General features: G+C 62.4%; 21 protein-coding genes and 1 pseudogene. 13 read left to right on the top strand and 9 right to left on the bottom strand.

Going from position 1 to position 22,139, the window contains the following annotated elements; translation table 11 throughout:
* The first annotated feature begins 500 nt into the window (after positions 1–500).
* A complete protein-coding gene (locus tag XI08_RS18305; RefSeq protein ID WP_271575478.1) occupies positions 501–1,574 on the top strand; it encodes a SphA family protein in 1,074 nt (357 codons plus the stop codon).
* Positions 1,575–2,717: 1,143 nt separating this feature from the next.
* Positions 2,718–3,092: a hypothetical protein gene (locus XI08_RS18300; protein WP_271575454.1), complete on the top strand. Its 375-nt coding sequence runs from the start codon at positions 2,718–2,720 to the stop codon at positions 3,090–3,092.
* 284 nt (positions 3,093–3,376) lie between these two features.
* Here the strand turns inward: XI08_RS18300 and XI08_RS18295 are convergent, their stop codons facing one another.
* The 3 genes from XI08_RS18295 to XI08_RS18285 form a co-directional block, all read right to left on the bottom strand.
* On the bottom strand, positions 3,377–3,628 hold the full coding sequence (locus XI08_RS18295) for a DUF6894 family protein (RefSeq protein ID WP_271575453.1): 252 nt from the start codon (positions 3,626–3,628) through the stop codon (positions 3,377–3,379).
* A gap of 977 nt (positions 3,629–4,605) precedes the next feature.
* A complete protein-coding gene (locus XI08_RS18290) occupies positions 4,606–4,968 on the bottom strand; it encodes a hypothetical protein (RefSeq protein WP_027542813.1) in 363 nt (120 codons plus the stop codon).
* Positions 4,969–5,459: 491 nt separating this feature from the next.
* Positions 5,460–5,657: a hypothetical protein gene (locus tag XI08_RS18285; protein ID WP_271575452.1), complete on the bottom strand. Its 198-nt coding sequence runs from the start codon at positions 5,655–5,657 to the stop codon at positions 5,460–5,462.
* Positions 5,658–5,901: 244 nt separating this feature from the next.
* On the opposite strand from XI08_RS18285, the gene XI08_RS18280 reads away from it, so the two are divergent.
* A complete protein-coding gene (locus XI08_RS18280; RefSeq protein WP_156936816.1) occupies positions 5,902–6,072 on the top strand; it encodes a hypothetical protein in 171 nt (56 codons plus the stop codon).
* Between the two features lie 1,398 nt (positions 6,073–7,470).
* Here the strand turns inward: XI08_RS18280 and XI08_RS18275 are convergent.
* Together XI08_RS18275 and XI08_RS18265 are read right to left on the bottom strand one after the other, a co-directional pair.
* A complete protein-coding gene (locus XI08_RS18275) occupies positions 7,471–7,683 on the bottom strand; it encodes a hypothetical protein (protein WP_271575451.1) in 213 nt (70 codons plus the stop codon).
* A 268-nt stretch (positions 7,684–7,951) separates the two neighbouring features.
* On the bottom strand, positions 7,952–8,560 hold the full coding sequence (locus tag XI08_RS18265; RefSeq protein ID WP_271575450.1) for a hypothetical protein: 609 nt from the start codon (positions 8,558–8,560) through the stop codon (positions 7,952–7,954).
* Between the two features lie 657 nt (positions 8,561–9,217).
* Between XI08_RS18265 and XI08_RS18260 the strand changes: the two genes are divergently transcribed.
* Entirely contained in the window at positions 9,218–9,409 is a 192-nt protein-coding gene (locus XI08_RS18260; protein WP_271575449.1) for a hypothetical protein, read from the top strand.
* Positions 9,410–9,770: 361 nt separating this feature from the next.
* Positions 9,771–10,088 carry a DUF1476 domain-containing protein gene (locus XI08_RS18255; RefSeq protein ID WP_271575448.1) on the top strand — a complete coding sequence of 106 codons (318 nt, stop codon included), beginning with the start codon at positions 9,771–9,773 and terminating at the stop codon, positions 10,086–10,088.
* A 51-nt stretch (positions 10,089–10,139) separates the two neighbouring features.
* Here XI08_RS18255 and XI08_RS18250 read toward each other — a convergent pair.
* Positions 10,140–10,719, bottom strand: a pseudogene (locus tag XI08_RS18250) (TIGR00645 family protein).
* A 231-nt stretch (positions 10,720–10,950) separates the two neighbouring features.
* Between XI08_RS18250 and XI08_RS18245 the strand changes: the two are divergent.
* A complete protein-coding gene (locus XI08_RS18245; RefSeq protein ID WP_135173799.1) occupies positions 10,951–11,181 on the top strand; it encodes a hypothetical protein in 231 nt (76 codons plus the stop codon).
* A gap of 33 nt (positions 11,182–11,214) precedes the next feature.
* Here XI08_RS18245 and XI08_RS18240 read toward each other — a convergent pair whose 3' ends face one another.
* On the bottom strand, positions 11,215–11,343 hold the full coding sequence (locus XI08_RS18240; RefSeq protein WP_256374848.1) for a hypothetical protein: 129 nt from the start codon (positions 11,341–11,343) through the stop codon (positions 11,215–11,217).
* Positions 11,344–12,146: 803 nt separating this feature from the next.
* Between XI08_RS18240 and XI08_RS18235 the strand changes: the two genes are divergently transcribed.
* Positions 12,147–13,070: a septal ring lytic transglycosylase RlpA family protein gene (locus XI08_RS18235; protein WP_271575447.1), complete on the top strand. Its 924-nt coding sequence runs from the start codon at positions 12,147–12,149 to the stop codon at positions 13,068–13,070.
* On the opposite strand, the gene XI08_RS18230 is transcribed toward XI08_RS18235, so the two are convergent.
* Positions 13,067–14,020: an alpha/beta fold hydrolase gene (locus tag XI08_RS18230; protein ID WP_271575446.1), complete on the bottom strand. Its 954-nt coding sequence runs from the start codon at positions 14,018–14,020 to the stop codon at positions 13,067–13,069. The genes XI08_RS18235 and XI08_RS18230 overlap by 4 nt on opposite strands.
* Before the next feature lie 152 nt (positions 14,021–14,172).
* Here XI08_RS18230 and XI08_RS18225 point away from each other — a divergent pair, with 152 nt between their 5' ends.
* The 6 genes from XI08_RS18225 to XI08_RS18200 all read left to right on the top strand — a co-directional run bounded on the left by XI08_RS18225 (position 14,173) and on the right by XI08_RS18200 (position 20,863).
* Positions 14,173–15,435, top strand: coding sequence for a D-alanyl-D-alanine carboxypeptidase family protein (locus XI08_RS18225; RefSeq protein ID WP_271575445.1), 1,263 nt, complete (start codon positions 14,173–14,175; stop codon positions 15,433–15,435).
* A 2-nt stretch (positions 15,436–15,437) separates the two neighbouring features.
* Positions 15,438–16,124: a dTMP kinase gene (gene tmk, locus XI08_RS18220; protein WP_271575444.1), complete on the top strand. Its 687-nt coding sequence runs from the start codon at positions 15,438–15,440 to the stop codon at positions 16,122–16,124.
* Positions 16,121–17,167 (top strand): DNA polymerase III subunit delta', encoded by a 1,047-nt coding sequence (locus XI08_RS18215; RefSeq protein ID WP_271575443.1) that lies wholly within the window; start codon positions 16,121–16,123, stop codon positions 17,165–17,167. Before tmk ends, XI08_RS18215 begins: the two co-directional genes overlap by 4 nt.
* Before the next feature lie 110 nt (positions 17,168–17,277).
* Positions 17,278–19,263 (top strand): methionine--tRNA ligase, encoded by a 1,986-nt coding sequence (gene metG / locus XI08_RS18210; protein WP_271575442.1) that lies wholly within the window; start codon positions 17,278–17,280, stop codon positions 19,261–19,263.
* Between the two features lie 12 nt (positions 19,264–19,275).
* The gene (locus XI08_RS18205; RefSeq protein ID WP_271575441.1) at positions 19,276–20,052 is read left to right on the top strand and encodes a TatD family hydrolase; all 777 of its coding nucleotides are present in this window, start codon (positions 19,276–19,278) and stop codon (positions 20,050–20,052) included.
* Positions 20,053–20,065: 13 nt separating this feature from the next.
* Positions 20,066–20,863, top strand: a complete 798-nt coding sequence (locus tag XI08_RS18200; RefSeq protein ID WP_271575440.1) for an MBL fold metallo-hydrolase — start codon at positions 20,066–20,068, stop codon at positions 20,861–20,863.
* Between the two features lie 23 nt (positions 20,864–20,886).
* Here the strand turns inward: XI08_RS18200 and XI08_RS18195 are convergent, their stop codons facing one another.
* Positions 20,887–21,792, bottom strand: a complete 906-nt coding sequence (locus XI08_RS18195) for a helix-turn-helix domain-containing protein (protein ID WP_271575439.1) — start codon at positions 21,790–21,792, stop codon at positions 20,887–20,889.
* Positions 21,793–22,139: the final 347 nt, after the last annotated feature.

The raw sequence follows: 22,139 nt of genomic DNA, 5'->3' as shown, positions 1-22,139 counted from the left end.
GTCACATCGCCCTGGCACGGCCATTGCAAATTTACAGGTGGCTGGGATTGCTAGACCCAGTTTGGAACAGGGCGCCGCCGGGACACTGTATTTCGAGCCCGGCGGCGTATCTTTGTGGGACGGCCAATTAGATCAGGCGCATTCGTTGCCCCCGATCATGCCATCGCCCCTTGCTGCCAGTCCTGCGTTCCAACCTGCTCAAGCACGCCGTCATGGTCCCCAATGCCGGGTTCGGCGGGATCGCTCTCAAGGTCCCTACGGCCACCGGATGCCCAGCGCGTCTGATCGCCGCCCCACATGGACGGATCGCAGCTGCCTAGGGACGGCTCGGCGTCCTCGTAGCTTCCGTCTTAATCTGATCAAGACGGATCGCGCGAGCGGTGCTTTGAGCAGCTCGTGGCGCAACAAGCTGAGCCAAATCTGACGAGGTTGTTACCTTGGAGCGAGACATTGAATCGCCGATCGATACACTGTCCATTCGTTGGCGGGAGGACGAGCGGATGAAGCGGTACCTATCCGAACCAAAGTCTCATTGTCGGCTTATTCGCGCAACGATCAGTCTGGCTGTGGCATTGGCCGGATTCTCGTCCGACCCAGCATATGCCGACGAGGATGGCGTTTCATACTGGCTTCCGGGGCGCTTCAGCAGCCTCGCGGCAGTCCCTGCAGTCCCCGGCTGGTCGATGGCCGAGGTCTATTATCACACCAGCGTGTCGGCCTTCGGTAACGCAGCCGCGGCAAGAGAAATCCGTGTCGGCCGGATCCCCGCTAACGTCAATGTAGATTTGAATCTGCGCTTAAACGCGCAGGCGGACCTTGTCCTGCTCAACCCGACCTACACGTTCGCGACGCCGGTACTTGGCGGACAATTGGCAATCGGCATCACCGGCTTGTTTGGCCGATCCGCCGCAACCCTCGACGGAACGCTGACAACAGCGGTCGGGCCCTTTGTGACGACTCGCACGGGGACCCTCTCTGATTCAATCACCTCGGTGGGCGATCTGTATCCGCAAGCAACGCTGAAGTGGAGCGCCGGCGTCCACAATTTCATGACCTATTTGACCGGCGACATTCCTGTTGGCGCCTACTCTCCAACCCGTCTTGCCAACCTCGGCATCGGACACGGCGCGATCGACGGCGGCGGCGGCTACACCTATTTCAATGAGAAGTTGGGGCACGAATTTTCCGCAGTCGCCGGGTTCACCTACAATTTCAAGAATCCTGACACGCAATATCAGAATGGCATCGATTTCCACATCGATTGGGGTGCTTCGCAGTTTCTCTCGAAGCAGCTCTTCGTCGGGCTGGTCGGCTACTACTATCAACAGATCACGGACGATTTTGGTCAGCCCCCGATCCTTGGGGGATTTCGATCGCGCGTGGTGGGAGTCGGTCCTCAGATCGGGTACCTGTTTCCGGTCGGCGAACTGCAGGGATATTTGAACCTGAAAGGGTACGGCGAGTTTGCCGCAGAAAATCGGCCAGCTGGCTGGAATACGTGGCTGACTTTCTCGCTGTCGCCGATGGCGCCGACCAGTACGGTCGCGCCGACGCGAAGGATCGTGACGAAGTAAGCGCGGTCTACGTTCGTCACCTCGATTTATCTTCCCGGTCGGCGACATGCAGGGTTACCTGAACCGGACAACCGGCCCGAGGGCTGGAATGCCCGGGTGACGTTTGTGATCTCGCCGGCGGCGCCTGCGCTGACCGCGCCACCAAAGCGGATGACCACAAAGTAGTACCCACATCGCGCTGTCGATCTCTCTGGAAGCCGGCGGAAACACCTGTTGCGCGCTTCATCGAGGCCGACCCCCATGGGCGGTAGGCCTTTGCTTCCCGTTCAAAAAGCGCGAGTCATTTGAGATGGATCAAACCGATCGATCGCGGCTCATCGCTTACTGACAAGGAGGAAAAGGGGCATCCGGGTGGTGTACTGCTTCGAGGAGGCAGGCCATGGCGCAACAAGTACTTGGTAGGGTTGCCGAAGAGTTCCGCCTTGAGAGCTGCGACGTTAGCGACGCGCTGTCGACTTTCGACCACTTGCTGAGAGCCTATTTTGCAAGGCTCCTGGTTGGAGAGTTCCCAGCGAAGAGCGACGTGATCCACTCGTCCGAACGTTCTTCTGGTCCACGAAATAGCCATCCCCGCTCTAACTGACAGCATGGAGCGCGACAGTCTGGCGTACCGCAACCATCGCGATGCGCGATCTGCGCGAAGGAGAACGCCGACGTGAGCTTGATCTGAATCAAGACCGATCCCGCAAGGTCGTGCCTCATACCCTTATGCTGCGCCTCGCTGCGGCTACTATCCGTATCCGCCCTGCTACTGAACGCTGGTTGCTATGGTGACTGTGCAACGGGGCAGCCGCGCAATCGTCTGGCGTCGTCGGCGATCGGAGGAGGGCATCTTATGAGGAACACGTGCTTGGTTGCCGTACTTTGCGCCCTCGAGGTGGCTGTGGCAACGGGCGCCTTTGCCAAGACGTCGCGCACAAGAGTCGTGCCGGTCCCCGACGTTCGCCAGGCCGCACCTCTGGTGGATAGTTGCCGGGGCGGCTTTGTCTGCAGGCAAGACCTATTTGATCGCAACAACAGGAACAACCTGCGATCCGATTGGCCTAGTCCTCCGGCTCAACCAGGCCAGTTCTGACGCAGCGCTTCTTTGTGGCATTTCAGGGCCGTTCAATTCGCAGCGCTTGAAGCTTGAAGGAGGTCAAGATGAAGATAGTGGCATTATCTGCAGCGCTCCTCGGAAGCCAATTGTTTGTGATGCCGGTTTCCGATCGCGTCCCCGAATTAAAGGTGGAGGTGATGTGCAAAGCCACCGCGGCTGACGACAAGGCAATGGGGCTTGCCCTGCCTCAGAGCTTTGCCGACTGCATGCGCGATGAGACAACTGCACAGGAGCAGCTCAACACGGTTTGGGGCACTGCTTCCGTTCCCGTGCGTGATAGCTGCGAAGGTGAAGCCAAAGCCGGCGGAAGCCAGAGCTATGTTGATCTTCTCACCTGCATCCAGATGGCAGAGTGGGCGAAATCGCCGTCAACTGCGACGCGGTTGAGGGGAGCAAGCAAGAATCGAAATTCACAGTGATCCGGCTCTCGTTTCGAGAGCGCGGCTCGCCTTGTTAGGTCTCGAACGGCAGCATTTGGCGCAAAGTGGGTGTCGGGCCAAAGCGCGAGTTCAGCTATGGTCTTGGACAATCCGATCGCCACTTGATGTCGCGGCGCTGCCCCTGTTCCCGATCGTCGCGCTGGTTGCGGCGTCCGGTGGTTGCACCGGACCTGTAGGGCCTTTCCAGCGTTCAGGAGGAATAGCTGGCAGTCTTGGTTGAGTTTACTCAACGGCTGTTTTTGCGCACCTCGTCGCTGCCGCAGTTAGTTGGGTGCTTTATGTTGCGTGACTGAAAAGTTGACGACAATGAAGATCTGCCCGCCGATTCGGGGGCTGTCGGTCACCTCGACGCGCCAGTTAAGGTCCTGCCACAAGGGTCCCTCTGCCCCCTCGTTGAGGATTTTACTGCTCAATTCGATCGCTGCTGCTTGCGCGGTGGCGATGTCCGGAAGCTCCAGTCCGACATCATCGAAGATGGAAATGCCGTTGTGGACATGGAAGAAGAAACGGGTCATCCGCACGACTCCTCACGACAGAGCGCGCGCTCTGCCCGCCAATGTGCGTAACGCTTGAATATGCCGGCCGTGCAAAGGCGGGGGGACGCTCTTCTGAGGGAGATGGTATGGCTCTTCGGGGGTAGGTGTCTGGTCAGAGCCCAAATCAGAGCCCAAGTCAGAGCCCAACTCGGCGGACTTCGCCTGGTCGAAGCGCATCTGATTTCATGCGCAGGCGGTGCTGCAAGAGCCTAATGTTTTGCCCGTCGCCGACGACCCGCGCGACCGCTTCGGTCGCATTCTCAGGTTCGACCGCTGCAACCCAGTATGACCTATGCCCGTCGGGCGCGATGACCGCGACCATAGGTAATCGGACCATCATCAAAAAATTCCATGCTGAAAATCACAACCATAAATTTTAGGATTTGCCAAAACAAGACTTGGTCGCGGTTATGGTTAGCGTCGGCGGCCTAAGACTCATGTCTGCAGCGCGCCGCGCTGCCCGCCGCGCCAGCGCAAGGTGCTGGAACTTGCGGCGCATGGCCGGGTGAGACCTGTTCTTGACCTGATCCACTCCTTCGTGCGGACGGCGATATAGCCGCGGTCGCGGTGCTTGGAGACGATGTCTTGGAGCCAGTCTGGTCAGGCCGGGACAGCCCTGGCTGCACTTGGCAGGCAGAACCCGTACGCGCGGTGCATGAGAATGAGATGGTCACGCGGCTGCGAATATGCGAATCTCGTTCCGTTTTAGCGTCGGGAATTCGTTAGTGAGGGACCGATGACAATTGCATTGCCGTATCTTGGAATTGCGCTCTGCTGCTCGCTTGCGATCTGGTTGGTGACCCTGGTGCTATAAGCGCAGTCCTCAGTGTCGCCAACCGTCCTTGTCGACCTCGACACGAAAGCCTTCCGGCGTACGCGGCGCCTCGCGCTCGACCGGAATGTCGCAGGCGTGCACTTCACGGCCGCGTCGCCGTACGGCCTTCCTCCGGCTGGCATCACGCGGCACCTTGCAGCGGCAGCGCGAGCTGCACGTCGAAGCGCCTGGTGGCATTGGCGGCGATGAAGTCCTGCAGCGCGGACGGGACCTCGGCGTCGGTGTCAGTTGCGCGCTGCGCCAGCGCGTCAGCGACGTCGGACGTGGCGTCCCGTGACCAGCCTTCGCCAGGATTGAAGCACACAATCCGGACCGGATAGGCGTATTGGCCGGCGAGGAGATGCCTCAGGACCGTCTCAAGGTCGGTCTCGGTTTCGTCGGTCTCGCGCCAGGCGCAGCCGGCGCGGGCGCCAAAATCCTCGAGGACGAGATAGATTTCGCGGTCCAGGCGATCGAGCGGCACGATCGAAGGCGAGTGACGCATACGCAACTCCACGCGTCTGACCGGAAGGGAGAACGGCCCCAGCCTTGGGCAAAGCTGGAGCCGCTATTCCAATCTTCCGGCCTCGGGGATTGTTGGGGGCAGGCCGGAAGCGAGACGAAAACGCGGCACTGAGGCGGCGGTTCCATCCGGCAGGAGATGCTGCATTCTCTCCTCTAAAAGACGCAAACGCGGACTCCGCGCCTGGCTCGTTTTTGCCTTGTTTTGGTGCGGGGCTGGCACGGCAGCTCCCGCTCGACGGCCTGGACCACCAGACAGGGCGGGGCGCTTGCCGAGGTTGCTTTCAATCTTCCCGCCAGCTGACGTGGCCTTACCCAGGCCACGGCGGTCAGCCGGGGCCGGCCAGGAACCAAAGACGGCGGTCACCAATTGTTGTTCCAAGCACCTGTCTGCGACGCAACATAGATCTCGAATCACGAAATAGTCCTGAAACAATGAGGCGCCACAATCACCGGTATTTTTGAAGAGCTTTGCTACCACTCTGTTTCATTGCGATCGGTCTCTTTGAGGCAACCATGGATTTGAAAATGGATAGGATTGCAGTCGGCGCGCGTTTCAAGCTCAGCGAAATCGGAAAAACTCGTTGCCCAGACCTGGCTGACAAGGTTGGCGTCGTTGTCGCCATAGGCCTTCGTACAACCGGCATCACCGTTCTGTTCGATGGTGCCCAACGACCAACCGTTCTGCATAGGGATTACATTAAGACCAAGCTCTGATTAACGGATCGCTCCGTTCCGGCCCTCGGGCCACCCTAAAGAGGTACCCCAAAAGGATCGTCGGGATAGCCGGCGCGTCTTGATTTGCCTCGTGTACAGTCGCAAAGTCCTCGCGCGGCTTGGCACCCAGTTCTTCCATTTTCCCTGCTTCAGTAGGTTTGTAATCTCCACCAGGTCACCTCGGACGGGGGCGCGACTCATGGAAATATTTCGTGCTGAGAAGATCTGCGTTGTCGAGGACAACTCAATCAGAACCTGCCGCATCTGCGGCAAGAAAATGAAGCTTGTACGAGCGGTGGTGGACTCTGAAAGCGGAGGCATCACGCGCATGTTCGAATGCCCCTGCGGCAAGCGCGTCTGGGACGACTGATGCGTACCTCCGCGACCGGCAACGGCGCAGCGGCCGCTTCGGCGGTGGCCACCTGAACACTTTGCCGGGGAGGCGCAGGCGCAGCTCGAGGGCTGCCGCCTGGACAAGGTCGCTCACATGAACGAGCATATTCAGCAAGTGGCCAAGAAGGAATGCAGAGACTCAATGATGCATTTCAATGCGCCGCCGACCTTGTAGCGATTTAATCTGTTCAGCAGGGGGCGAGGGCAACACGCGTGAGGCGTCAAGCATTCTGGACAAGCGTTTTGGCGCCGATGGTGCTTGGCCCTGCTGTGCCACCGGCTGCTGCATACACGGCGAACACCTGTCCCTCCGCCGTCGTGGATCGCGTAGCAGCCGAGATGCGCAAAAACGGGAGGACGCCGCGGCCAGACGACATACAATGCTTCACGAGATCCCTGAAGAGTTATGGTCGCTCAATGATCATGATATCCGTTGGAGGCGAGCTGGTAGGGTCCTGCGAAGCCTCCGACGACCCTCATGGGGGACCAAGGAATTTGCGCTGCTCCAGATCTCGCTGACGTGTTTCCCGTTTGGCTTGACAGGGCCGCCCATCGGGCGGCCTCTGTCTCAACCGTGACAGCGCCTCGCGCGCATGAGCGCCTATGGCGGCGGGCAGGGTCCTCTCCGCTGCCGGGCTGAATGGCCGAGCCGCCGGCGCCAGCGCCTCCGGCATGAGCGTCAGCATCACTTACCGACGCGCCAGCGAGCAACACACACGTGACCATCGAGAGAATTGGTCAGATTATCTTCGCGCAGCTGCTGGCCGTGCCACGTGAGCGGCTACGACGTCGAAGAGCAAAGCGAAGATGAGGCAATTGCCTCCTGGAAGCAGCACCCGCTGGCGAGCCTCGGTGACTAAAATCCGAAAAGGTATATCCTTCCAGAGGGGCGGAGCTTGATTCGCCATGCTGGAAGCCATTCTCCTATTGCTGGGAATTGGGGCCGCAGCTCTCCTGCTGATCGCCTTTTGGGGGTTGCATCGCCAAGTATAGGCACAAGAAAACAGCTCAGTGGGATCAGGTGAGCTGGTGCTAGCGAGTGCCCTTGGAGAAGGGCATCGGAAAAGCTTGGCAATACAACCAACCTTCCTGTTCGCCAGAAGGGTTTGGGGGCCCAGCGGCACTCCCGGCGCTCCGATCCGCAATTGAACCGGCTGCCGGGAGTCTTGGGGGCTGGAATGCAAGCCGTGCCATGTTCGCGTTCGGACAGCAATGCTGTGGAACATCGCGCTCCGGTAGTTGTACGGAATCCATTTTCGGAACGGGGTGTTCTATAGAAAGAACACCGGCGTGATTTGAGTACCGATTTTTACTTTATCCGGGATGGCCGCAGTGGGGGCTGGAACCACCCTGCGGCTTTTCCCGTTGGACTTACTCAGCCGTCGCGGCACGGAACGCCGATATTGTCGCAGGTGAGAGCGAAGGTTTCTTTCGCCTTCGCATCTTCGAAGCAGAAGCGCGTGCCGACATCGGCGTGATCGATCCACCAATCAATCTTATTGTCCTTCGCAATGCGGGAGGCTTCTCCTCGCAGCAGATCCAATTGTCTTCCGGCAACGCGGACGATCAGGCAATTTTCCTTGGTCATGAATGACGTCCTTATAATTGAAGCAACGGCTCAATTGATTCCGACTAAAAATGATAATCGTGTGGCGTCCACCCAGAGAATGACGATCGTCCCCAATACGGCTTCTTCCCCTTGGGATTGAGCTTCGGGACGTCGTGTCGGTTCAGCGCCCGCATGACGCCGATACGGGCGAATATGGTCAGGCCGCCGCGCTCGTCCACCAGAAGCAAGGCCTCCATCGCTGTGCGCCACTCGGACGCGTCATGCTCTTTCTCCGGAAGCGAAACTTTCAGCTCTTTGGACCGGCGCCCTTCAGCGCGTCCCACGCGGTTTTGTTCGCTTGATCGAACGCCTTCCGGGATTCGGCGAGAGCGGCGCTCAGGACCGACCAGGATTCGCTGCCAGCCTGCTTCAGCTTCTGCAGACGCGCTTCTGCCTCGGAGGCATCGGATTTCATTTGCTTGAGCGCGGAATCGACGTCAACGGTGCGGGCTGCGGCCACTTTGCCCGCCGCCTCGCGGAATTTGTCCGCAGCTTCGCGCCAGGCCTTGGACTGTGCAGCCGCAACGTCCTTGAACGTGGCCTGCTGCTGCTCGAGCTGTTTGCCAGCGCCTTCGAAGTAGGTCTTCACCTGGGCCTCGAACCCGGCCCATTGCCTCTCCAGGTCCGTCTTGGCGCCCGCCCAGGCGGTTTCGCCCGCCTCGGCCTGGGTCTTGAGCAGGGCCTGAAACTCGTCACGGCGCTTGGTCAGATCGGACAGGAGCTGATCAGTCTTGGCCCTGGACTCAGCCTTGGCCTGGCCGACTTTGACCTCGAACGAGGCCAATGCAGCGTCCATTTCGTCCATCCGCTCCTTGGCCCAACTGAGGTAGAAATGCATGCTGCTCTGCTGTGACATGGCCGTCTCCATCTGCTTGCCGAAGTTAAGATCCCAGAGCTTGGGCTTGCTCGTATTGACCTGTCTCAATGACGTCGTGTTCCGAACCTGCCGCGAACTCTCGACGCGCCGCCTCATCCTGCGAAGGAGGAAAAGCGACTGACGTCTCGTGCCAGCGATTTGCTCGTCGGCCCATTCGCGCGACGGTGCGCCAAGCGTCCGGTATCGATCGCCGCGCGAATTCTTGCGGAGCTTGCAGCTTCGCATCGGTAAACAGCAGTTTGTCCGCGAAAGGCATCTTCGCGTTGGGGGCGGGTTGCCGCTGCTCCGCTGGCGGCCGCGACGCGTCTAACGTCAACCGATCCGGCTGCCCCGATCCGGTGCCGACTCTCATGGCCAACGGATTTTCCGAAGGTGGCAGAATGCCACTGTTTTGCCCGACGCGTCAAAGGGCGTTTCGTGGATTCCAAAAACCGTTGCGCCAGCAGGACTTAGCTACTGTGCATGGGGTTGTTTTTCGAGATTTTGTTTTGGGCGGCCTGTCCCGCTGGGAGGGCAGCGGGCGATGTTGAGGTCTTCTGCCGGTAACGTCCTGACGATGCGGATATTTCGGTTTGACCTTGGCCGGCCCGCCCGGTTCGGGGTGGAACCGTTGCCCCGCTGCCGCGTTGTCTTGGCATGAGCGAAGACTTTTCCTTCCGACGCAAACCCCTGACCCCCGAACAGCGCCAGGCGCGCGATGCGGCACGCCGGATCGAGGCCGAGAAGGCCATGCGCGACCATGAGGAGGCGCAGAAGCAGTTCTACGCCAACAAGGAACGGCTGAGGGCCGAGCGGCTTGCACGCGAAGCGGCAACCGCAAAGGACTGACCGAACGAGGTCGTCGCGCCAAGATCTCCTTGATTGATCCTCCGATGGGGCCGGAGGCGGTGCCGTTGCGCCGCGCGCCCAAGGCGAGCTTGAGCGCCTGGACAGCGCCTGCCATTGCGTGGCGGAGCGATGGGTGCTCAGGCAGACCCGTTCAATCCGTCGAAACTCCCCCAGCTCTCTATTCATGCGTCAGCTCTCGATGTCTCCGGGCCATGCGGCGCCGCGCCTGCCACGAGCGGCAGGCTTGACGGCGTTTGCCTTCCGCCCGAAGATTCAAATGATCCTCAACTGACGTGAATGACGGAGACGTTCGCTCCCAGCCAGTCCGATCCTCATCAGCGAAAACGCAATGGAGCTGACTATGACCACGTTCGACAAGCGCGAGCAGGGCTTTGAAGCTAAATTCGTCCACGACGAGGAGCTCATGTTCAGGGCCACGGCCCGGTCGAACAAGCTGCTCGGACTCTGGGCCGCAAGCCAGCTCGGACTCAGCGGCGATGCCGCCAAGAGCTATTCCACAGCGCTGGCGACGGACCATCTGGAGAGCCGGACGATGGACGAGGTCGTGGACAAGGTGTCAGGCGATCTCGCCGCCAAGGGCGTGGCGCGCGAGCAGGTCGCCGCGAAGTTCCAGGAATGCCTGCATCAGGCCATTCAACAACTCGAAGCCAAAGAGTGAGCGCCGCGCGGTTTGGTGCTTACAGCTCCCTGCAGGGTGTGCGGGCGGTCCTCACTCGGCATGTCTGCGCATCCCGGAGTCGCTGAGCTTGTCGACGTAGGCGATGCCGAGCGCCGAGACGATGAAGGTGATGTGGATCAGCACCTGCCACATCACGCCAGTCTCGGTGAAGCCGGCGCGGTTCGAGCCGAGATTGCCGGCCTCGATGAAGGTGCGCAGCAGCGCGATCGAGGAGATGCCGATGATGGCCATGGCGAGCTTGATCTTCAGGACGCTCGCATTGACGTGGCCGAGCCATTCCGGCTCGTCGGGATGGCCCTGCAGATCGAGCCGCGACACGAACGTCTCGTAGCCGCCGACGATGACCATCACCAGCAGGTTGGAGATCATCACGACGTCGATCAGCGCCCAGCACGCTCATCATGATCTGCTGTTCGGTGAGGTCGAGCGCGTGCCAGGACAGATGCCACAGCTCCTTGAGGAACAGCGCGATGTAGACGCATTGCGCCACGATCAATCCGAGATAGAGCGGCAGTTGCAGCCAGCGCGAGCCGAAGATGATCATCGGCAGCAGGCCGAGGCGCGGCGAGGGCGGGCGGGCTTCGGTCGTGGGGGCAGGCTCAACCGACATTCAGGCAGCATCCTCGCATCGAGATGAATCTCGCTTTCATGTAGCCCGACAAGATGGCCGGCGGAAGACATGGCCGGCGGAAGACGCGAGCTGCGCTTGCAGCCTTCCAGGGACCATGCCGTTTCGTGCTACCGTGCCTGGCGGCCGTCGCGCGACGGCCTGGATCGCGGGAGGCAGGACGTGCGGAGCGGCTTTGGCAACGGGCCCGCGAGGATCGCGCTTGTTGCGGCGATGATGCTTGGCGCCGGCGAGGTGTCGGCCACGCCACTGACGCCGTTTCGCTACGAGGCGCAAGCGCAGCGCCATTGTCCGCGCGATCAGGTGGTCTGGCTGGATTTCAGGAAGGGCGTCTACTACGCGAGGGGCCAGAGGCGGTACGGCCAGGGTTTTGACGGCAGCTACGTCTGCCTCGGCGAGGCCCGCGACAGCTTCTATCGTCGCTCGCTGCTTGGCCTGCGCTGAGCGGCACGTGACGGGAAGCGAAAACGATCCGGTCTATTTCCGGTCGGGCAGCTTCACCGGGACGTGCGGTGAGGTGCTGATGACCCGGGGACTTCCGTCCGGATAGGTCCGGTCGCCGCGGATCAGCGATTCCAGGACCAGGAAGAATTTCTCGGCAAGCATGTGCGTCACCTTCGTTGGTGATGGCCTCTTGAAATGAGTCGAGGCGCCGAACGCGGAAATTCAATCAACTAAACGGGAGCAGGGCAATTCCGGACAAACACCAGTGTTGCGGCGCAGTACGGTCGTGGTTGGAAGGCGAAGAAAGGGTGTCGCGATCAGCCGAAGGCCAGCGCGACAAGGCTCGAGCACAACAGCACCAGACCGCCTGCGGTCAATGCCAGGAAGCCATCGGATACCAGGTCATGATTGCGCATGGGACACCTGCCACTCTCGTCTGCGATGCTCGGTCGGATCGATTAAAATTGTCCGAACGTGCCGTCTTGAAAGAGGTGATGCTTGCCGTCCGCGCGAGTGCCCTCAGGCCCTCGTACGGTAACCTTCAAACGCATGGGCCAGGAAGATCCCCGCGCTTACCAGACCCATCAGTGCCGAAACCGTCTCGATCATCGTTAAATTCCAAATCCCGCCCTTGCATCCGAGAGAACGCGTGCGGCCTTGCACAGTCAAAAGAATTCCAGTGAGCGGCGCGACAATGGGGGTGGAGTGAGGATTTGGCGCAACAGAATGTCCAGGAGTGGCACAAAGCAGGTGCCTGAGCTCCGTAGATCAACTGGGGAAAGCGAACGCGCCGTTTACCATCTCCGCGCGATCGCCGCAGGCTCCCCATTTCCGCCGTGTTCGGGTTGCGATATCGTCACGACGTCCGAAGCGGTGGTGGGCCGCCTCGGTGCAAAGGACCGGACAGCGCTCCCCGTTGCCAAAGCGGGTTGGGCAGGCCTCCGGCAGAATGGTATTTGGGGCGAATGGGGATCCGACGGTCAGATTCGGTTTTGCGGGCCGCGCGTGGTGTTGCGGCGGCCGCGACCTGCCTCGCGCTCGCCAATTGCGCGTCCTCCAACAAATTCGCCAGCCGCGTCGATCCGAAATACGGCGTGTCCTCGAGCCCCCGGGTCGTGGCTTTGGGTGATCCGGTCCCCAAGGGCGGCGGCACCTACCGCGTCGGCAAGCCCTATGTCGTCGCCGGCCGGACCTACGTGCCGGAGGAGGACGTCAACTACCGCGCCGAGGGCATGGCGTCCTGGTACGGCGACGATTTCCACGGCCGCCTGACCGCCAATGGCGAGGTGTTCGACATGACCTCGCTGACGGCGGCGCATCCGACCCTGCCGATGCCGTGCTATGCGCGGGTGACCAACATCTCGAACGGCAAGTCGCTGATCGTCCGCGTCAATGACCGCGGTCCCTATCACGGCAACAGGCTCATCGACGTCTCGAACAAAGCCGCCGAACTCCTTGAATTCAAAGGCAATGGCGTCGCCAAGGTCCGCGTCGAATATGTCGGCCGGGCGCCGCTTGAAGGCTCCGATGACCGCCAGCTGATGGCGACCCTGCGTACCGGGATCCCGGCGCCGTCGCCCTCGATGGTCCGGGTTGCCTCGGCAAGGCCCTTCGTGCCGGAGCTGCCCTCGTCGAACCGTGGCACCATCCGCGGCGAGGTTCCGATGCCGGAGGGGCGCCCCTACAATCTCGGCACCACCTCGGCCGACATGGCCTCACTCAATGCGACCTCGGAAATGTCGGCCTCGAGCCGCGGCCGGGGCCGGGCGCTCCAGAACGCGCGCGCCGTATCCTATGACGAGGACGGCTACGCCACCGAGAGCGCCTCGTCGGCCTCCGACGGCGCCGCCGAGGCCCGCAGCATCCTGAGCGGCCGCGGCCTCTACTAAGCCGCGCTCTCCCGCAAGAACTTCACCAGCGCGGCGTTGACCTCGTCGGGCCGTTCCTGCTGCACCCAGTGGCCTGCGCCCTCGATGATCAGCTTGCGCTTCAGATTTGGCAGCACGCGCTCGAGTTCGTTGACGCGCTTGGCGCCGATCAGGCCGGTGATGACGGCGTCCTTCGAGCCGGCAATGAAGAGGGACGGCTGGCGGATCTGCGCATCCTGCCAGGGCGCTGTCAGCTCCCAATTGCGGTCGAGATTGCGATACCAGTTCAGCCCGCCGCGGAAGCCGGATTTGCGGAAGGTCTCGGTGAAGTAGGCGAGGTCGGCCTCGCTGAGCCAATCCGGCAGCGGTTCATCGGCAGTCGCGTGGCCGAGAAATCCCTTGCCCTCCTGCACGAACATGGCCGCGGAGGGATCGGCAAGGCCACGTCCGCCGAGCACGATGCGCATGGTGCGGGCAACGTCTTGCTCGAACTCGGCCTCGGCGACTCCCGGTGTCTGGAAATACTGCCAGTAGAAGTTGGTCACGCCGCCCTGACGCAGCAGGTCGAGCGGCTTGCCGCGGCCGCGGAATGGCGGCGGCACGCTCAGGCCCGCCACCGCCGTGAAGATGTCGGGGCGGAACAGCGCCGCGTGCCAGGCGACCGGCGCCCCCCAATCGTGGCCGACCACCATCGCCTTCTTCTCGCCAAGCGCCTGCACGAGGCCGACGATGTCACCGACCGTGTCGAAGATCGAATAGGCGCCCACGTCGGACGGCGCCGCGCTCTGGCCGTAGCCGCGCATGTCGGGGGCGACGACGTGAAATCCGGCGGATGCCAGAGCCGGGATCTGGTGGCGCCAGGAATAGGACAATTCCGGCCAGCCATGGCACATCACCACCAGCGGCCCCTGGCCAGCCTCGCGGATGAACAGATCGATCCCGTTGGCCTTGATCACGCGGGTGGAAGACATCGCTTTTCCGCCTTGTTTCAGGGGTTTGGTCGAGAAATATGAGGTGCCACGATAGGGGTGTGACGAGAATCGTGCAATCTCGGGTTCCGGCACCAGCCTCATGTTGTTCGCGCCGGTTCCGACTGTTAGAACGCCGCTCTCAGGGCTTGGCCATGGCATTTCGTCTCATTTCGCTCCGTCGCAGCCGCTTCACCTCCGGCATGCTGGTGCGCGCGCTTGTCGCCGGGATGCTGCTCGCGAGCCTCGGTTGGTGCGGAGTGCTCTACGCTGCCAACCAGAGCGTCCAGGGTGCCAAGAAGGCGGAAGAGTCCGGCTTTGACGGCGATGCCCCCACCGCGATCCTGATCGAGGCCTACAGCGGCAGCGTGCTGTTCGAGAAGAACGCCGACGAGCTGCGCGCCCCCTCCAGCATGATGAAGCTGATGACGGCGGAAGTCGTCTTCAACGCCATCAAGAAGGGCGACATGAAGCTGACCGACGAATACCGGATCAGCGAGAACGCCTGGCGCAAGGGCGGGGCGCCGTCGGGCGGCTCGACCATGTTTGCCGCCATCAACAGCAAGGTGTCGGTCGACGATCTCCTGCACGGCGCGATCATCCAGAGCGGCAACGACGCCTGCATCGCGTTGGCCGAAGGCATCGCCGGCAACGAGAAGATCTTTGCCGCCGACTTCATGACCAAGCGCGCCCGCGAGCTCGGCATGACCAAGTCGACCTTCGGCAACTCCAACGGTCTGCCCGACCCCGGCAACAAGATGACGGTGCGCGAGCTCGGCATCCTCGCCCGCCACATCATCCTGGACTTTCCGGAGTTCTACAAACTGTTCGGCGAGAAGGAGTACACCTGGAACAAGATCCGACAGCCCAACCGCAATCCGCTGCTCAATTCGATGGAAGGCGCTGACGGCCTGAAGACCGGCTACACCAAGGAGGGCGGCTATGGCATGGTCGGCTCGGCCGTGCAGAACGGCACGCGGCTGATCGTCGTCGTCAACGGGCTCGAAGACCCCGAGGATCGCGCCACCGAAGCCAAGAAGATGCTGGAATGGGGTTTTCGCAATTTCGAGACCCGCACGCTGATCGCGGCCGACCAGCTGGTCGGCTACGCCAAGGTGTTCGGCGGCGAGAGCCGCTCGGTGAAGCTGGTCGCCAAGACGCCCGTGAAGGTGATGGTGCACAAGAACGGCAGCGACAAGCTGATCGCGCGCGTCGTCTATAGCGGTCCGGTGCGGGCCCCGGTCGAAGCCGGCCAGAGGGTCGGTGTGGTCAAGGTCTGGCGCAGCGGCAACATCGCGGTTGAGACGCCGGTCTATGCCGCCGAGGCAGTCGGCACCGGCTCGACCATGCGCCGCGCCATCGACGGCGCCAGCGAGCTCGTGATCGGCATGTTCCGCGCAGGCGCCGAGAAGCTCTGACCATGAGTGAAAGCGCGACACAGCGGCCGTCCGGACGCGGACGCTTCATCACCTTTGAGGGCGGCGAGGGGACTGGCAAGTCCACCCAGATCAAGAAGCTCGCCGACCGCCTCAAGGCAGCAAGGATGCGCACCCTTGTGACGCGCGAGCCGGGCGGCTCGCCGGGTGCCGAGATCATGCGCCATCTGGTGCTGTCGGGCATGGGCAAGCTGCTCGGGCCCGAAGCCGAGACGCTGCTGTTCGCGGCCGCGCGCGATGACCATGTCCACACCGTGATCGAGCCCGCGCTCAAGCAGGGCATTTGGGTGCTGTGCGACCGCTTCGCCGACTCGACGCGCGCCTATCAGGGCAGCCTCGGCAGCGTTTCGCCGGCTCTGATCAACGCGATGCAGCGCGTCACGATCGGCGATCTCAAGCCGGACCTCACCATCATCCTCGACCTGCCGGTCGAGATCGGCCTCCAGCGCGCCGCCGCCCGCCGCGGCAGCGGCACGCCTGACAGGTTCGAGGGCGAGCAGCTCAGCTTCCACCAGGGTCTGCGCGAGGCTTATCGCAAGATCGCCGCGGACGATCCTGCGCGATGCGTGCTGATCGACGCCAATTCCGACCCCGACACAGTGGCGGGCCGCGTCTGGAACGCACTGCGCGATCGTCTCCTTCCGACGCCAGCCTCGGTGGTGTCGGCATGAGCCCGCGTCAGGCCGAGCGCGAGACCGCCATTCGGCATCCGCGCGAGACGAGCCGTCTGTTCGGCCATCGCGAGGCCGAGACGGCGCTGCTGTCCGCCTATCGCAGCGGGCGCATTCCGCATGCCTGGCTGATCGGCGGGCCGCAGGGGATCGGCAAGGCGACACTGGCCTACCGCATGGCGCGCTTCGTGCTGGCGCACGGCCAACCGCTGGCGGACGTCGTGCAGCATGCCGAGAGCCTGGCAGTCGACCCTGATGACGCCTTGGCGCGCCAGGTCGCCGCAGAGTCCCATGGCGGGCTGCTGACACTGGAGCGCACGGCGAACGACCGAGGCGTGATGCGCACCGTGATCACCGTGGACGAGACGCGCGAGACGATTTCGTTCTTCGGCTCGACGGCCGCAGCCGAAGGCTGGCGCGTCTGCATCGTCGACACTGTGGACGAGCTCAATCCGAATGCGGCCAACGCACTTCTGAAGATTTTGGAGGAACCGCCGCAGCAATCGCTGTTCCTGTTGGTGAGCCACGCGCCAGCGCGCGTGCTCGCCACAATTCAGTCACGCTGTCGCAAGCTGCGCCTGCGGCCGCTCGGAACGGACGAGGTGATCAATGCAGCGGCCGAAGCGGCCGGCCTCGCTCCAACCGATCCGGCGTTGCGCGAAGCGGCGGAGGCCTCGGAGGGCAGCGTCGCGCGGGCGCTGACGCTGCTCGGCGGCGATGCGCTCAAGCTCCAGCAGCGCACGGCGGCGCTTTTGGCGCGACTTCCCCAAGTCGATCCGCGCGAATTGCACACGCTCGGCGATTCGCTCGGCACCAGCGACCGCGTCGCGCTTGCGGCCTTCATCGACGGTATCGACCGCTGGATCGCGGAACGCCTGCATGCGGATGAGGCGAATGCCAACCAGAACCTGCCGCGCCTTGCGCGCCTAGCTGAGGTATGGGAAAAGATCGTCCGCGCCGCGCGTGACACCGAAACCTACAATCTGGAGCGAAAGCCCTTGGTTTTCTCGGTGTTCGGCTGGCTGGCGGACGCAACGCGCTAGAGCATGATCCGGAAAAGTGTGTAGCGGTCTTCCGAGAGGATCATGCTCAAAACAACAACCTAACGCAGGTTCGTTTCCAAATTTTTGAGAAGCCGGTAAAGGAATTCGTCGTGGCAACGCGAGCTAAAAAATCCGTCAAGCGCAAGAGCGGCAAGAAAGCTGCGAAGAAGGCCACCAAGAAGGCCGTGAAGGCGCTCGCGCGCAAAGCTGCCAAGAAGGTCAAGAAGAGCAAGAAGGCTGCCGCCAAGAAGGGCGTGAAGAAGAGCGCTGCGAAGACGGCAAAGAAGGCCGGCAAGAAGACTGCGAAGAAGCAGGTCGTCGCGAAGAAGGCTTCAAAGAAAAAGGCCGCCGAGAAAACGGCCAAGGCACCTGCGAATAAGGCACTTGCGAACAAAGCACCGGCGAACAAGGTGGCCAAGAAGGCGAGGGCAATTGCGCCGCCCGCGGCGCCGGCTGCTGTCGTCGCTCCGCCAAAGGCTGCCAAGCCGAAGGCGCCACGCGCGCCGAAACCGGTTGCAGCTGCGCAAGCCGCAGCGCCCGCCGCGGCTCCTGCGCGCGACAACGTCTTCTACATCACGACCGCGATCGCCTATCCCAACGGCAACCCGCATATCGGCCACGCCTATGAGGCGATCGCCACCGACACGCTGGCACGCTTTGCACGGCTCGACGGCAAGGATGTGTTCTTCCTGACCGGCACCGACGAGCACGGCCTGAAGATGATTCAGACCGCGCAGAACGAGGGCCTGACCCCGTCCGCGCTCGCGGCCCGCAACGCCGCCCGCTTCAAGGCGATGGACGAGCGGCTCAACGTGTCGTTCGATCGTTTCATCCGCACCACCGAAGAGCAGCACCACCGCTCCACCCAGGAGATCTGGCGGCGCATGGAAGCGAACGGCGACATCTATGCCGACACCTATGCGGGCTGGTACTCGGTGCGCGACGAAGCCTACTACGCCGAGGACGAGACGCGCCTGAACGACGACGGCGTGCGCCTCGGGCCGCAAGGGACGCCGGTCGAATGGGTCGAGGAGAAGAGCTACTTCTTCCGCCTGTCCGCCTATCAGGACAAGCTGCTCAAGCTGTATACCGATCATCCCGATTTCATCGGCCCGGACTCGCGCCGCAACGAGGTGGTGAGCTTCGTCAAGGGCGGACTGCGCGATCTCTCGATCTCGCGCACCACCTTCGACTGGGGCGTCAAGGTGCCCGGCGACGAAGAGCACGTGATGTATGTCTGGGTCGACGCGCTCACCAACTACATCACCGGGGTCGGCTTCCCCGACGAAAGCGACAAGAACTGGCGCTATTGGCCGGCCGATGTGCACATCATCGGCAAGGACATCATCCGCTTCCATGCGGTGTACTGGCCGGCGTTCCTGATGTCGGCCCGCATTCCCGTGCAGAAGCGGGTCTATGCCCACGGCTTCCTGTTCAACAGGGGCGAGAAGATGTCGAAGTCGGTCGGCAACGTCGTCGATCCCTTCAACCTTGCCGACCAGTATGGCGTCGACCAGATGCGCTATTTCTTCCTGCGCGAGGTGCCGTTCGGCCAGGACGGCAACTACAACCACGAGGCCATCGTCGCGCGCATCAATGCCGATCTCGCCAACGATCTCGGCAACCTTGCGCAGCGCTCGCTGTCGATGATCGGCAAGCAACTCGGCGGCGTGCTCCCGGAACCGGGTGAGTTCAGCGACAACGACAAGGCCATCCTGGCGATGGCCGACGGCATGATCGCAGCAAGCCGCGAGGCGATGGCGACGCAACAGATCCATCACTGGCTCAACGCCGTATGGGCCGTGGTCGCGGAAGCCAACCGCTATTTCGCGGGCGAGGCGCCGTGGGCGCTCGCCAAGACCGATCCTGCCAGGCAGAAGACGGTGCTCTATGTCACCGCCGAGGTCGTGCGCCAGATCGCGATCCTGGCCCAGCCGGCGATGCCGACCGCCTCGGGATTGCTGCTCGACAGCCTCGGTGTCCCCGAAGGCGAGCGCAATTTTGCGGCACTCGGCGGCGCCAAGCGCATCGCGCCCGGCTCGACGCTGCCCGCGCCGACGCCGGCCTTCCCGCGCTACATCGAGCCGGCGGCCTGAGGCGTTCGCACGATGCTGGTCGACAGTCATTGCCATCTGGACTTCCCCGACTTTGCGGAAGATCTCGACGGGATCGTGTCGCGTGCGCGTGCCGCCGGAATCGGGCGCATGGTCACGATCTCGACACGGGTGCGTAAGCTCACTCAGCTTCTGGCCATCGCCGAGCGCTTCGACTATGTCTACTGCTCGGTCGGCACCCATCCGCACAACGCGGATGAGGAAGACGGCATCGCGCCGGACGAGCTGATCGCGTTGACGCGGCATCCCAAGGTCGTGGCGCTCGGCGAGGCCGGGCTCGACTATTTCTACGACAACGGCTCGCCGGAAGCGCAGGCGAGGGGCTTTCGCGCCCACATCGCGGCCGCACGCGCGACCGGCCTGCCGCTGGTGATCCACACCCGCGAGGCGGACGAGGATTGCGGCCGCATCCTGGAAGAGGAGGCGGCACGCGGTTCGTTTCGCGCCGTGCTGCATTGCTACACTGGCGGACGCGAGCTGGCGCTGAAGGCGGTGTCGCTCGGCCTGTACATCGGCTTCACGGGCATCCTGACCTTCAAGAAGTCGGAGGCCCTGCGCGCGCTCGCGGCCGAGTTGCCGCCTGACCGTATTCTGGTTGAAACAGACTCGCCCTACCTTGCGCCCGGCAAGTTCCGCGGCAAGCGCAACGAGCCGGCCTATGTGGTCGAGGTCGCAAAGGTGCTGGCTGAGGTGCGCGGCGTGCCGTTTGATGAGATCTCGCGCCAGACCACCGAAAACTTCTTCCGCCTGTTCTCCAAGGTGCCAGCTTGAATCCGGGAGCCGCATGACGCTGACGCTGACGATCCTGGGCTGCGGCTCCTCCGCCGGCGTGCCGCGCCCGGCGCTCGGCTGGGGCGCCTGCGATCCGAGCAATCCGAAGAACCGCCGCCGGCGCTGCTCGCTGCTGGTCGAACGGACGTCCGAGCACGGCACGACGCGGATCGTGATCGACACCTCGCCAGACCTGCGCGAGCAATTGCTCTCGACCAATGTGGACCACATCGACGCGGTGTTCCTAACCCACGAGCACGCCGACCAGACCCACGGCATGGACGATCTGCGTTCGGTCGTCATGCACATGCGGCGGCGTATCCCGACCTACTTCAACTTGTCGACCGCCAAGGACATCATGGCGCGGTTCTCCTATTGCTTCATCTCGCCGGAGGGCAGCGACTATCCACCGATCCTGACCCGGCATTCGATCGAGGCCGGCGAAAGCCGGACCATTCTGGGGAAGGGTGGTGCCGTGACGATGACGGCCTTCCTGGTGCAGCACGGCGCCATTCCCGCGCTCGGCTATCGCATCGGGGACGCCGCCTACACGCCCGACCTCAACGACATCCCGCGCGAGAGCTGGGGAGCGCTGGAAAATCTCGACCTCTGGATCGTCGACGGACTGCGCTACACCAGCCATGTCAGCCATTTCAGCATCAACGACGCGCTGTCGTGGATCGAACGTTTCAGGCCGAAGCGCGCGGTCATCACCAACATGACGGCCGATGTCGATTATGAGGTGCTCAGGCAATCGCTGCCCGCGGGCGTGGTGCCGGCCTATGACGGGCTGCGGCTGGAGACGCACTGATGGCGTGGTCGGCCCTGCAAGGATCAGCCTTTGCGAACCAATCGCCAGCGTCCTGGCGTGGCGCCCATTGCCGCCGAGAATGCTCTGGTAAAGTGGCTCTGATCCGCGAAGCCACATTTGATCGCAATCTCGGTGAGTGACAGCGTCGAGTCTGCCAGTAGAACCTTGCTTTGCTCGATACGCTGATTCATCAACCATCGGTGCGGCGGTATTCCCGTGCTGACTCTGAAAGCCCGGGCAAAGTGGGCGGCTGACACGCCGCACTCGCTGGCGATTCGTGCCAACGCGATCTCGCCATCGAGATTCGCACGGATGAGTGCCTTCGCCGTCCGAAGTTGCCATGGCGCCAATCCGCTGCGGCAGGAGCGATTGCGAGGGTGGCTGACGGCATATCTCTTGAGGAAATGAACATTGAGCGCCATCGCGACGTGGCCCACGAACAGCTCGTTGGCCTCGTGCGGCCTTTCCAGCATCGGCAGAAGGCAGCCGCCCAGATGAGCCAGGATTGGATCGAGGAAGCTCGCGCCCGCGACAACGTCATACTCAACGCGACCAACGTCAAGCTCGTTCGCCAGCTCATTCAGCGCGTTGTGCGGCAGATACAGGTAAAGGAAGTCGAACGGATCCTGGAAGTGAACGATCGTCTCACATCGCAAATCGTAGATGCTCGTCTCGTCCTTCAACGCGCCCTTGGGCGCGTAGCGGCCATCCACCCACGTCTCGGCTCTTTGATGTTGCAGCCGAAGGCAAAGCGCAAAGGCCTCGTCGGGAGGGGACGGCAGCGTCGGATCGCCGACCGGTCCGGAATATGCCATCCGCACCGCGGCGAACGTTCCTTTCTGTAGCGACTTGACGAGGCCCGTGCTCGGCTCGCGGATCATTGGAAATAGCTTCGCAAGCCGATCGCCGTAGAGACCGTCGTCGCTCATCATCTGCTCCCAATGCGCGCTCGGAGACGATTGGTCCAATCTGCATTCGGTCCCGTTGTCGTGCCTCCTTGCAGGCTGGTTTTGATCAATCGTGGCTCAAGACATTCAAGCGCCAGGGGGCGGCCGTCCTTAAAGTCAGGTTCGCATCGGGTTGCCTCCGGAGCAGTTAATGCACGTCAAAGCGATCTATCTATAGTTGCAAGCTTGCACAATTGCAAACGCGCAGCGCTTCCCTAGATGACCCGAGGGCGCCATGGAACCACACGAGAAAGATAAGTCACCATCGATCGATCAATTCAATCGAGACTCTCTGAAGCTGTCGCTTGAAAATCTCAAGTCCGAGAACA

It is taken from the genome of Bradyrhizobium sp. CCBAU 11361 (assembly GCF_028128935.1).
Taxonomy (GTDB): Bacteria; Pseudomonadota; Alphaproteobacteria; order Rhizobiales; family Xanthobacteraceae; genus Bradyrhizobium; species Bradyrhizobium niftali.
This window is presented reverse-complemented; position numbering and strand designations above follow the sequence as displayed.